This is a genomic window from Paraburkholderia ribeironis (assembly GCF_900019265.1).
Taxonomy (GTDB): Bacteria; Pseudomonadota; Gammaproteobacteria; order Burkholderiales; family Burkholderiaceae; genus Paraburkholderia; species Paraburkholderia ribeironis.
In genome coordinates this window covers 1-11,859 of record NZ_CYGX02000106.1, presented here as the reverse complement: position 1 = coordinate 11,859, position 11,859 = coordinate 1, and the positions used below count along the sequence as shown (strand labels likewise).

Genomic DNA, 11,859 nt, shown 5'->3' with positions numbered 1-11,859 from the left:
GGGGACTTTGTCAGCAGTCCGAAGCCTCGCAATTGCGAGGCTTTTTGCTTTGCGGCAGAGGCAAGACCGCCGGCGCGTTACGCGGGCTGACTTTGCGAATGGCCGTGCTGGGCTTGCGGACGATACCCAAGCGATTCGGAAATCATCAGCGCGGTCTGGCTCAGTTGCCCGAGCCACGAGTCCTGCAGCCGATCCGCCGGCGCCGACAGCGACAGGCCGGCGACCAGCTTGCCGGTGTCGTCGTAGATTCCGGCGGCGATGCAGCGCACGCCGAGTTCCAGTTCCTCGTTATCGCGCGCGCAGGCTTGCGCGCGCACGTGCGATAGCTCGCGTTCCAGTTTGGTCAGGTCGGTGATGCTGTTCTGCGTGTGGCCCGACAAACCGGTGCGGGTGGCGTAGGCGCGCACGCGGGTCGATTCGTCCGCGGCGAGGAACAGCTTGCCGACCGAGGTCAGATGCAGCGGGGCCCGCCCGCCGATGGCCCGCACCACCTGCATGCCGGAACGTTCCGAATAAGCGCGTTCGATATAGACGATCTCGTCGCCCTGGCGCACCGACAGGTTCACTGTCTGGCCCGTCTGGCGATGCAGTTCGCGCATCGGCGTGAGCGCCGCGTCGCGCACCGACAGGCGCGCCTTCACCAGATTGCCCAGTTCGAGCAGGCGCATGCCGAGACGGTAGGTGCCGGGGTCGGAACGATCGACCAGCCGGCACATCACCATGTCGTTCAGGATGCGGTGCGCGGTGGACGGGTGCAGCTCCGTGCGAATGGCCAGTTCTTTCAGGCTGACCGGGTCGCTATGCGCCGCGAGTGCATCGAGCAGGCGCATCATGCGTTCGATCACCTGGATCGAAGTTTTGGGATCCGGGTTCGTATCGCTCATAGGAAGAATCGGTTGGCGCGTCAAACAGCGGTGAACCGATTGTATCTCGTATCGTGAAAAAAGCGAACGCGGTTGGATAAGTGCTCCAATCGCGTACTCCAATCGGCATCATGCTCGTCCTATAGCTTTCGGCCGTTGGTATTGTGCGCCAAACAGCGGATAATCAGGGACGTTTCCCCGAAGGAGGGCCCATGCGAGTCGGATTGTTCGTTACCTGCCTGATCGACCTGATGCGTCCCGAGATCGGTTTTTCGGTCATCAAGCTGATCGAAGGCGCCGGATTCGAGGTGGTGGTGCCCCCCGCCCAGACCTGTTGCGGGCAACCTGCATACAACTCGGGGGAGCGGCGGCTCGCGCGCGATCTGGCCGAGAAAACCCTGCGCGAGTTCGAACAGTTCGATTATGTCGTGGTGCCGTCGGGTTCATGCGGCGGCATGATCCGCGCGCATTACGGCGATCTGTTCGCCGACGATCCCGAACTGATGAACCGCTTCGGCAGGCTGCGCCCCAAGGTGTTCGAGCTCACCGATTTCCTCGTCAACGTGGCCAGGGTGCAATTGCAGCCGGGCGAGTTCGCGGGGCGGGTGACGTACCACGATTCCTGTTCCGGGCTGCGCGAGCTGGGCGTCAAGACGCAACCGCGCGCATTGCTCGCGCAGGTGGGCGTGGCCGTGACCGAGATGAAGGATTGCGAGCATTGTTGCGGCTTCGGCGGCACATTCGCGGTCAAGTACGGCGATATCTCGACGGCGATCGTCGACGAGAAATGCGCCAATATCAGTGCGACGGGCACTGGCACGGTGGTGCTCGGCGACCTCGGTTGTATGCTCAATATCGAAGGCCGGCTGCGACGCACCGGAGACTCGACCACGCGGGTGCTGCACATCGCGCAGGTGCTGGCCGGCGACGTGTGAAGGCGTCGGCCGTCTGGCGGCCGCTTTTCGTTTGTCTTTGTTGTTTGCCCGTTGTGGTTTGCCGATGGCCGCCTGGCGCCATTCTCACGCCTTTCGCGCCATTCTTACGCCGTTCATTTCATGCTTGCCGTTTCGCGCGTTGCGATCCGACTCCCGCACAAGGCCGCCATGCAAGTCCAATCGATGCAGTTCAAGGCTCGCGCTGGTCAGAAACTCGCCGACCAGCGTTTGCAGCAGAACCTGACCAAGCTGTCCTCCAAGTTCGTGTCGGCTCGCGCCACGGCGATGACCGCGATCGACTTTGCCGCGACCCGCGACGCGCTCAAGGAGCGCCGCAACCGCGCGCTCGCCAATCTCGACGTGTGGCTGGAATGCTTCGAGCGCGAGGCGACCCGGCGCGGCGTGACCGTGCTGTTCGCCGAAACGACCCAGGAGGCCGCGCGGCTCGTCGGCGATATCGCGCGCAAGCATGACGTGAAGAAGGTGATCAAGACCAAGTCGATGGTCACCGAAGAAATGCGTCTGAACGAGGTACTTGGGCAGATGGGCGTGCAGTCGATCGAAACCGACCTCGGCGAATACATCCTGCAGATCAACAACAACGAACCGCCGAGCCACATCATCGCGCCAGTCGTCCACAAAGATAAGGACGAGATCGCCGACCTGTTCGCAAAGACGCACGGCCGGCCGCGCCTGACCGAGATTCCCGACATGACGCGCGAAGCGCGCGAGATGTTGCGTCCGCACTTCATGAGCGCGGACATGGGCGTGACGGGCGGCAATTTCGTCATCGCGGAAACGGGCTCGGTCGCGCTTGTCACGAACGAGGGCAACGAAGGCATGTGCACGGTGATGCCGCGCGTGCATGTCGCCGTCACCGGTATCGAGAAGGTGCTGCCCACGCTGGAAGATCTGGCGACGGCGATGCGTCTGCTGCCGCGCTCGGCGACCGGCCAGTCGACCTCGAATTATTTTTCGCTGCTCACCGGGCCGCGCGGCGCAGACGACCAGGACGGCCCGGACCATATGTACGTGGTGCTGGTCGACGGCGGGCGCACGGGGCTGATTGGCGGCGACTTCCAGGAAATGCTCCGGTGCATTCGCTGCGGCGCATGCATGAATCATTGCCCGGTCTATCAGAAGGTGGGCGGTCACACGTACGGCTGGGTGTATCCTGGGCCGATGGGTTCGGTATTGACGCCGAGCTATGTCGGGATCGACAAGGCGCTCGATTTGCCGCAGGCCGCGACCCTGTGCGGCGAGTGCAATAGCGTTTGCCCGGTGGGGATTCCGCTCTCCGATCTATTGCGCAAGTTGCGGGAGAAACAGGTAGAGCGGCGTCTGCGGCCCTGGAAGGAGCGCGCGGGTTTGGCCATATGGGGCTTTCTGGCACTGCACCCGGATGCCTATGCACTCTTTACCAAACTGGCCGTGCGCGTGCTGGAGCGAATGGGCGGGCGGCATCGCGCGATCAGCCGATTGCCGCTGGGCGGAGCGGGCTGGACGCAGACACGCGATATGCCGGCGCCGGTCGGGCGAACCTTCCGGGAGCTGTATGCGGCACAGCGCAGCCATATTGGCTGAGCGGACGGCAGCGCGGACGGGGTCGTGAAGGCGAGTGGCACCCGAAGCGGGTTGGCAGTCGGCAACGCGCCGTTGCGCTGATCAGGTGTGCGGGTCGCCTTGCGAGCGATCACGCGCGGTACGCGGCAATGGTGCGGGTGCAGAATTTTCAAGCCCGGTCGAGTTGCGTAGTCGAGTTGCGTCGAGTTGCGCGTGCGAAGCGCACCCCTGACTGACTACCGCGTGATTACCGCGCGGTTCAGTGTTGAGTTATCTGGCCAGGCTGACGGCTGTTTTCACCTCTCATCGGCGCGCCGCCGCCAGCATTGCCGCGTCCACCACCGCCGCCGGCCTGCTGCTGCGATGGCGGCGGTGCCTGCGGCGGACCGCCGGCGCCCGGGTGCGGCGCATTCACGCCGCTGGGTCCGCGCGGCCCGCCGACCGCGCCCTGAGGCGGCGGTCCACCGCCTGGCTGGCCGGGTCGGCCGCGATCGCCGCCGTGGTCATCGTGATTGCCGTCGTGCGGGTGGCCCCGATAGCCGGGGCCCGGTCCGTAATAGCGTCCGGGGCCGTCGTAGTAGCCAGGGCCCCAATAGTTGCCATATCCCAAATAAACATTCGTTTGCGGCACGACCGGCGCGCCGGCGGCGTAGCCGTCATATCCGTCATAGCCGCTGTAACCATTGCCATACATCGGGGTGCCGTCCGGATAGACCGCGCAGCCCCCGAGCAACGTGATGACGAGACCGGCGAGTGGTGCAAGGTGCTTCATTTAAATCGACCAGTGCGAGAGATTACTTTCATAAGACCACTATTATCGCTATCCGTCCCGTGAGCTTTGTATATGTTTGTAAGGATTTCTTTTTCGTGCCAAGGCACGCGCGTCGATGGGACCCGTCAATCGACTGTTCCATTTGGAGCAACGCTGTATCGCGCGGCGGCGGGTTTTTCCTGATTGGGAATTTCTATAGCATTCAGTCTTGGCATAGTGAGTCACAAGCTCATGCGCCCCTAATTGGAAATCCACATCATGAAAAAGAAAATATTGGTGTACTGGCCCTTTGCGATCGTCGTTCCGCTTATAGCGGCTGCCTTTCTGCATATTTACGGCAATGCCGCTTCGCACGCGGCGCAGACGCCGATCGATGCAGACCGACTGACTGCGGAACTGGCGCGGGCGGTGTCGTACGGCATGGTCGACGCCAGTTCGGCGCTGCCGGCCAAACCCATGCGCGCAGCGACGGCGGCGCCGCTCGCCGAGGCGTCGTAAGCGGGCGCCCCGGTCCGTTACGGCAGCGGCGTGCATGGGCCACGCAGCATCGATGCCGCCGGGGCGCGCAGTCGTGCTGCATCAGTCCGGGCGCCCGCCGGCGAAATTCCGCGCAGCTTTGTATAATCGCGGCACTGTTTGCTAACCGCTAGCCTCTGCGAGTCGCGCGCCGAAGCGTCCGAAACCTCGATGAAAACCGTATCCGTCTGCTTCGTGTGTCTCGGGAACATCTGTCGTTCACCGACTGCGGAAGGCGTGATGCGTCATCTGGTGAATGAAGCGAAGCTTGCGCAGCGTATCCTGATCGATTCAGCTGGCACGGGCGACTGGCATATCGGCGCGCCGCCCGACGAGCGCGCGCAGCATGCGGCCGGGCGACGGGGTTATCAGCTGGCCGCCCTGCGCGGTCGCCAGATCACGGCGGCCGATTTCGAGCGCTTCGACCTGCTGATCGCAATGGACGACAGGAACGTCGCCGCGCTGCGTCAGATCTGCCCATCCGGGCAGCGCGACAAGATCCGGCTGCTGATGGAATTCGTGCCAGAAGCAGATAGCCGTTGGGGTGGGGCGCGCGAAATCATCGATCCGTACTTTGGTGGCGCGGAAGGTTTCGAGCAGGTGCTGGATCAATGTGAAGCCGCCTGCCGCGGCCTGATCGCCGCCTTGCGTCCCCAATTGCTCGCCTAGTCCCGCATAGTCCAGCAAGCAGCGCGTTCCACGCGTCGCTGTCAATTAAGCAAATAACCCAAAAGATAGCAGGGATACTTGACTAAAATGCTCATGTATTTTTATACTTGAGCGAACTTGTCGAGAATTGCGGTTCCCACACATATGAGACTCACCACAAAAGGCCGTTTCGCCGTCACGGCGATGATTGACCTGGCGCTGCGCCAGGAGCAGGGCCCGGTGACGCTTGCGGGTATCAGCCAGCGCCAACATATCTCCCTGTCGTACCTCGAGCAGCTGTTTGGCAAGCTGCGTCGTCACGAAATCGTCGAATCCGTGCGCGGACCGGGCGGCGGCTACAATCTGGCCCGCCGCGCTGAAGACGTCACGGTGGCCGACATCATCATTGCAGTCGATGAGCCGCTCGACGCCACCCAATGTGGCGGCAAGGGCTCCTGCGAGGGCACCAAGCAGCATGACGGTCATTGCATGACGCATGAACTGTGGTCGACGCTGAACCAGAAAATGGTCGAGTACCTCGATTCGGTCTCCCTGAAGGATCTGGTCGATCAGCAGCGTTCGCGCGAAGGCGCGCCCGCCGTGTTGCGCGACAGGCGCAACGAAGCGCCGGCGGTTGAACCCGTCCGTGTGGCGCCGAAAGGACCCAATTCCGTTTTCAACATGGCCGGTTCCTGAGGCGCGGTATCGAGCATTGCCGCAGCCTGATCAGGAACCTGGAAGCCAGAGCACATGACGTCCCCGGAGCAATTGATGAACAACGACTCTCTCCATCTGCCCATTTACATGGACTACAGCGCTACGACGCCGATCGATCCGCGTGTGGTGGACAAGATGATTCCGTATCTGCGCGAGCAGTTCGGCAACCCCGCATCGCGCAGCCACTCGTATGGCTGGGCGGCGGAGCGCGCTGTCGAAGAAGCGCGTGAGCAAGTCGCCGCGCTGGTGAACGCCGATCCGCGCGAAATCATCTGGACCTCGGGTGCTACGGAGTCGGACAACCTCGCGGTCAAGGGTGCCGCGCACTTCTACAAGAGCAAGGGCAAGCATATCGTCACGGTGAAGACCGAGCACAAGGCCGTGCTCGACACCTGCCGCGAACTCGAGCGCGAAGGCTTCGAGCTCACCTATCTGGATGTGGACGAACACGGGCTGATCGACCTCGAGCAGTTCAAGGCCGCGCTGCGTCCGGACACGATTCTGGTGTCGGTGATGTCGGTGAACAACGAGATCGGCGTGATCCAGGACATCGACGCGATCGGCGAAATCACTCGCGCAAAGGGCATCATTTTCCACGTCGACGCGGCGCAGGCCACCGGCAAGATCGCCATCGACCTGGAAAAGCAGAAGGTCGATCTGATGTCGTTCTCGGCGCACAAGACCTACGGCCCGAAGGGCATCGGCGCGCTGTACGTGCGTCGCAAGCCGCGTATCCGTATCGAAGCGCAGATGCACGGCGGCGGTCACGAGCGCGGCATGCGTTCGGGCACGCTCGCCACGCACCAGATCGTCGGTATGGGCGAAGCGTTCCGGATCGCGCGCGAAGAAATGGCGACGGAAAACGAGCGTGTTCGCATGCTGCGCGACCGTCTGCTGAGGGGCCTGTCGGAAATCGAAGAAGTGTATGTGAACGGCGACATGGAAAAGCGTGTGCCGCACAATCTGAACATCAGCTTCAATTTCGTCGAAGGCGAATCGCTGATCATGGCGGTGAAGGACGTCGCGGTGTCGTCGGGCTCGGCCTGTACGTCGGCTTCGCTGGAGCCGTCGTACGTGTTGCGCGCCCTCGGCCGTAACGACGAGCTGGCGCATAGCTCGATCCGCTTCACGGTGGGCCGCTTCACGACCGAGCAGGACGTCGACTACGTGATCAACCTGCTGAAGAGCAAGATTTCCAAGCTGCGCGACCTGTCGCCGCTGTGGGAAATGCACAAGGACGGTATCGATATTTCGACCATTCAGTGGGCAGCGCATTGACGCGCCGTCTGGTCGGCGTCGAATTCATCGGAACGCAGGTTGAAACGAATCAAGGAGTGTAATCATGGCTTATAGCGACAAGGTTCTGGACCACTACGAAAACCCCCGCAACGTCGGTTCGTTCGCGAAGGACGACGATGCGGTCGGCACCGGCATGGTCGGCGCGCCGGCCTGCGGCGATGTGATGAAGCTGCAGATCCGCGTGGGCGCGGATGGCGTCATCGAAGACGCGAAGTTCAAGACGTATGGCTGCGGTTCGGCGATCGCGTCGAGCTCGCTCGTCACCGAATGGGTGAAGGGCAAGACGCTCGACCAGGCAATGTCGATCAAGAACACGCAGATCGCCGAGGAACTGGCGCTGCCGCCGGTGAAGATCCACTGCTCGATCCTCGCGGAAGACGCGATCAAGGCAGCGGTCGCCGACTACAAGCAGCGTCACGGTGAAGCGCTCGCCGAAGGCGACAAGCAGCACGCCTGAGCGGCAATCGGGTGAACTTCGGGTGAAGGCACGCGGACGGTGCCGTTGCAAGGCACCGTCCAGCATGAACGATATTTGATGCAGGCAGGGTAGCAGCGCGCGAGCCGGCACATGGGTGATACATCGGTAACCGACACCCACGCGCCGCCCACGCACTGCGCAATGAGAAACGCTATGGCAATTACGTTGACCGAAAAGGCAGCACAGCACGTCCAGAAGTATCTGACCCGTCGCGGCAAAGGCGTCGGGCTGCGCGTCGGCGTGCGGACCACCGGTTGCTCCGGCTTGGCCTACAAGCTCGAGTACGTGGATGAACTCGCGCCCGAAGACGAAGTGTTCGAGTGCAATGGCGTGAAGATCATTGTGGACCCGAAGAGCCTCGCCTATATCGACGGCACCGAACTCGACTTCGCACGCGAAGGGTTGAACGAAGGCTTCAAGTTCAACAACCCGAACGTCAAGGACGAATGCGGTTGCGGCGAGTCGTTCCGCGTGTAAATCCGAAGCGTTCCGCGTGCGGCGGATCAAAGGCGGCGTGGGCCGCCTTTTTAGTTTGATCCGCGCATTCGCGGCCGAATCGCGCAATCGAATCGACCCGAATCGACCCATTGACCAACCGCGCTTTGAAGCCGTGGTTTTTAGACTGCACTGCGATGCGCTTTCCTGAACGGACTCTTTCTAACCGATGGCCTCGCTGAACGACAGCCACTTCGACCTGTTCGATCTCCCGGCGCAATTCGCGCTCGACCCGGCGGCGCTCGATCACGCCTACCGCACGGTGCAGGCGCAAGTGCATCCGGACCGCTTCGCGGCGGCCGGCGATGCGCAAAAGCGCATCGCGATGCAATGGGCGACGCGCGCCAACGAGGCGTATCAGACGCTGCGTGATCCGCTCAAACGCGCGACGTATCTGCTGTCGCTGCGCGGCATCAACGTCGGCGCGCACAACAACACGGCGATGGAGCCGGCGTTCCTGATGCAGCAGATGGAGTGGCGCGAGAGCATCGAAGACGCGGCCGCGGCGAAAAACGTCGATGCGCTCGACGCGTTGCTCGCCGAGCTGCGCGACGAGGAGCGCCGACGTTTCGACAAGCTCGGCGCGTCGCTCGACAGCGGCGCGAATCAGGCGGCGGGCGAGGCGGTGCGACAGTTGATGTTCATCGAGCGGGTGGCATCGGAGATCGACGTGCAAATCGAGCGGCTCGAGCACTAGCGCATGCGTGCCGCGCTGCGTCGCACGCGCGAGCGCGACCCGGCACGCGAGCACGACGGTAGCCAGTAGCAGCGGTAGCATTACATTCAGCAACGCGAAAATTCAGGACGGGGCGAGCGGCCCCGACAAGATCCAGATGGCCCTACTGCAAATCTCCGAACCCGGCATGGCGCCGGCGCCTCATCAGCGGCGTCTGGCGGTCGGCATCGATCTCGGCACCACCAACTCTCTCGTCGCCGCGGTGCGCAGCGGCGTGCCCGACGTGTTGCCCGACGCGGACGGCCACACGCTGCTGCCGTCGGTGGTGCGCTACCTGGAAAAGGGTGGCCGCCGGATCGGCCGCACGGCCAAGGCCGAGGCGGTGCGCGATCCGCGCAACACGATCGTCTCCGTCAAGCGCTTCATGGGGCGCGGCAAGGCCGAAGTGGAGGGCGCCGAGAACGCGCCGTACGATTTCATCGACGCCCCCGGCATGGTGCAGATCCGCACGGTCGATGGCGTGAAGAGCCCGGTCGAGGTGTCGGCAGAAATTCTCGCCACGCTGCGCCAGCGCGCCGAAGATACGCTCGGCGACGAACTGGTCGGCGCGGTCATCACGGTGCCGGCCTACTTCGACGAAGCCCAGCGCCAGGCCACCAAGGACGCCGCGCGGCTGGCCGGCCTGAACGTGCTGCGCCTGTTGAACGAGCCGACCGCGGCGGCGCTCGCCTATGGTCTCGACAACGGCTCGGAAGGCTTGTACGCGGTGTACGACCTCGGCGGCGGCACCTTCGACCTGTCGATCCTGAAGCTCACCAAGGGTGTCTTCGAGGTGCTCGCGGCGGGCGGCGATTCGGCGCTCGGCGGCGACGATTTCGATCACGCGCTGTATCGCCACGTGCTGGAACAGGCGGGCATCGCGCCGCATGCGCTCGCACCGGAAGACGTGCGCCTGCTGCTCGACAGCGTGCGCGAGGCCAAGGAGGCATTGTCGGGCGCGCCCGAGGCTACCGTAGCGGCGACGCTCTCGAACGGCACCAGGCTCGATCTGACGATCACCGAGGGTACTTTCGAGGCGATCACCCAGGCGCTGGTTCAGCGCACGCTAGGCCCGACCAGAAAAGCGCTGCGCGACGCGAAGGTTATGACCAAAGAGATCAAGGGCGTGGTGCTGGTCGGCGGCGCGACACGCATGCCGGTGATCCGCCGCGCGGTCGCGTCGTTCTTCGGCCAGCCGCCGCTCACCAACCTCGACCCGGACCAGGTGGTCGCGCTCGGCGCCGCGATCCAGGCCGATCTGCTCGCGGGCAACCGTGGCGCTGACGGCGACGACTGGCTGCTGCTCGACGTGATCCCGCTGTCGCTCGGCGTCGAGACGATGGGCGGCCTCACCGAGAAGATCATTCCGCGCAACTCGACGATTCCGGTCGCACGCGCGCAGGATTTCACGACCTTCAAGGATGGCCAGACCGCGATGGCGATCCACGTCGTGCAAGGCGAGCGCGAGCTGGTCAGCGACTGCCGCTCGCTCGCGCGTTTCGAGCTGCGCGGGATTCCGCCGATGGCCGCCGGCGCGGCGCGCATTCGCGTGACCTATCAGGTCGACGCGGACGGCCTGCTGTCGGTGTTCGCACGCGAGCAGGGCTCGGGCGTGGAAGCGTCGGTGGTGGTCAAGCCGTCGTACGGCCTCGCCGACGACGACATCGCGCGGATGCTCGAAGACAGTTTCTCGACCGCGGAAGTCGACATGCGTGCCCGTGCGTTGCGCGAGGCGCAGGTCGAGGCCCGCCGCCTCGTCGAAGCGACCGATGCGGCGCTCGACGCCGACGCCGAACTGCTCGACGACAACGAGCGCGCCGCGCTCGATGCGCTGCTTACCGGGTTGCGCAACGTCGCGCAGAGCGACGACGTGAACGCGATCGAAGCCGCGACGAAAACGCTCGCCGAAGGCACCGACGAATTCGCCGCGCGTCGCATGAACAAGGGCATACGCCGCGCGCTCGCCGGCCGCAAGCTCGACGAGATCTGAGCGTTGCGCGGCGGCTTGATCGAAGCCGGTATGCGCGACGCCTGGACGCCCACGAACAGACCGAAGCGCGCTGCATGGACCCAAAAAGTCCGTGCAGCGCCAGTAAAATGGTGCGGAGCCGGTTGGCGGCTGCCGTGCCTCAGACCGAAACGGAAAATGTATGCCTCAAATCGTTGTGCTGCCTCACGTCGAACTGTGCCCGGAAGGCGCGGTGATCGACGCCGTGCCCGGCAAGAGCATCTGCGACAACCTGCTGGATAACGGTATCGAAATCGAGCATGCGTGCGAGAAGTCCTGCGCATGCACGACCTGTCACGTGATCGTGCGTGAGGGTTTCGCCGCCTTGACGCCGTCGGAGGAAGACGAGGACGATCTGTTGGACAAGGCGTGGGGGCTCGAGCCGGCTTCGCGTCTGTCGTGCCAGGCGAAGGCGCCGGCCGAGCAGGACCTGGTCGTCGAAATCCCGCGTTATTCGATCAATCACGCGAAGGAAAACCACTAACAGGAGGATGCAGCCATGAAGTGGACCGATACGCAAGACATCGCGATGGCCCTCACCGACAAGCACCAGGACGTCGATCCGCAGCAGGTGCGCTTCACCGACTTGCACCGCTGGGTTACCGAGCTGGAAGGATTCGATGACGATCCTAACCGGTCGAACGAAAAGATCCTCGAGGCGATCCAGGCTGCGTGGATCGAGGACGCGGATTACTGAGCGCGTCACGCGATCGCTGGCTAGTCGATGTGTGAACGGTTCCGCTTCGGCTGCCGCGCGGCAAAGGAAAAGGCGATTCCATTGGAATCGCCTCAGACTGCTGACCTGTCTCTTATACACATCTCCGAGCCCACGAGACTAAGGCGAATCTCG

14 protein-coding genes are annotated in these 11,859 nt (G+C 63.5%); 12 read left to right on the top strand and 2 right to left on the bottom strand.

The annotated features are described in order from the left end of the window. Positions 1-77: 77 nt before the first annotated feature. Entirely contained in the window at positions 78-884 is an 807-nt protein-coding gene (locus BN2475_RS30680; RefSeq protein ID WP_094783144.1) for an IclR family transcriptional regulator, read from the bottom strand. Between the two features lie 191 nt (positions 885-1,075). Between BN2475_RS30680 and BN2475_RS30675 the strand changes: the two genes are divergently transcribed. Together BN2475_RS30675 and BN2475_RS30670 are read left to right on the top strand one after the other, a co-directional pair. After that, positions 1,076-1,798, top strand: coding sequence for a (Fe-S)-binding protein (locus tag BN2475_RS30675; RefSeq protein ID WP_094783143.1), 723 nt, complete (start codon positions 1,076-1,078; stop codon positions 1,796-1,798). 168 nt (positions 1,799-1,966) lie between these two features. Continuing rightward, positions 1,967-3,382 carry a lactate utilization protein B gene (locus BN2475_RS30670; protein ID WP_094783148.1) on the top strand — a complete coding sequence of 472 codons (1,416 nt, stop codon included), beginning with the start codon at positions 1,967-1,969 and terminating at the stop codon, positions 3,380-3,382. Between the two features lie 238 nt (positions 3,383-3,620). On the opposite strand, the gene BN2475_RS30665 is transcribed toward BN2475_RS30670, so the two are convergent. Further along, the gene (locus BN2475_RS30665; protein WP_094783142.1) at positions 3,621-4,133 is read right to left on the bottom strand and encodes a hypothetical protein; all 513 of its coding nucleotides are present in this window, start codon (positions 4,131-4,133) and stop codon (positions 3,621-3,623) included. Positions 4,134-4,391: 258 nt separating this feature from the next. On the opposite strand from BN2475_RS30665, the gene BN2475_RS30660 reads away from it, so the two are divergent. The 10 genes from BN2475_RS30660 to iscX all read left to right on the top strand — a co-directional run bounded on the left by BN2475_RS30660 (position 4,392) and on the right by iscX (position 11,706). Further along, positions 4,392-4,631, top strand: coding sequence for a hypothetical protein (locus BN2475_RS30660; RefSeq protein WP_094783141.1), 240 nt, complete (start codon positions 4,392-4,394; stop codon positions 4,629-4,631). Positions 4,632-4,820: 189 nt separating this feature from the next. Beyond that, the gene (locus BN2475_RS30655) at positions 4,821-5,318 is read left to right on the top strand and encodes a low molecular weight protein-tyrosine-phosphatase (protein ID WP_094783147.1); all 498 of its coding nucleotides are present in this window, start codon (positions 4,821-4,823) and stop codon (positions 5,316-5,318) included. Between the two features lie 144 nt (positions 5,319-5,462). Beyond that, complete coding sequence (gene iscR / locus BN2475_RS30650; RefSeq protein WP_094783140.1) at positions 5,463-5,993, top strand: Fe-S cluster assembly transcriptional regulator IscR; 531 nt, start codon at positions 5,463-5,465, stop codon at positions 5,991-5,993. A 75-nt stretch (positions 5,994-6,068) separates the two neighbouring features. Then, positions 6,069-7,292, top strand: a complete 1,224-nt coding sequence (locus BN2475_RS30645) for an IscS subfamily cysteine desulfurase (protein ID WP_094783146.1) — start codon at positions 6,069-6,071, stop codon at positions 7,290-7,292. A gap of 64 nt (positions 7,293-7,356) precedes the next feature. Beyond that, a complete protein-coding gene (gene iscU, locus BN2475_RS30640) occupies positions 7,357-7,770 on the top strand; it encodes a Fe-S cluster assembly scaffold IscU (protein ID WP_094783139.1) in 414 nt (137 codons plus the stop codon). A gap of 174 nt (positions 7,771-7,944) precedes the next feature. Further along, entirely contained in the window at positions 7,945-8,268 is a 324-nt protein-coding gene (iscA, locus tag BN2475_RS30635; RefSeq protein WP_027799651.1) for an iron-sulfur cluster assembly protein IscA, read from the top strand. 187 nt (positions 8,269-8,455) lie between these two features. Beyond that, on the top strand, positions 8,456-8,983 hold the full coding sequence (hscB, locus tag BN2475_RS30630) for a Fe-S protein assembly co-chaperone HscB (protein ID WP_094783138.1): 528 nt from the start codon (positions 8,456-8,458) through the stop codon (positions 8,981-8,983). Between the two features lie 136 nt (positions 8,984-9,119). After that, entirely contained in the window at positions 9,120-10,991 is a 1,872-nt protein-coding gene (gene hscA / locus BN2475_RS30625; RefSeq protein ID WP_094783145.1) for a Fe-S protein assembly chaperone HscA, read from the top strand. Positions 10,992-11,151: 160 nt separating this feature from the next. Next, positions 11,152-11,493: an ISC system 2Fe-2S type ferredoxin gene (gene fdx, locus BN2475_RS30620; RefSeq protein ID WP_094783137.1), complete on the top strand. Its 342-nt coding sequence runs from the start codon at positions 11,152-11,154 to the stop codon at positions 11,491-11,493. A 15-nt stretch (positions 11,494-11,508) separates the two neighbouring features. Beyond that, positions 11,509-11,706 carry a Fe-S cluster assembly protein IscX gene (gene iscX / locus BN2475_RS30615; RefSeq protein ID WP_013588918.1) on the top strand — a complete coding sequence of 66 codons (198 nt, stop codon included), beginning with the start codon at positions 11,509-11,511 and terminating at the stop codon, positions 11,704-11,706. Positions 11,707-11,859 lie beyond the last annotated feature (153 nt).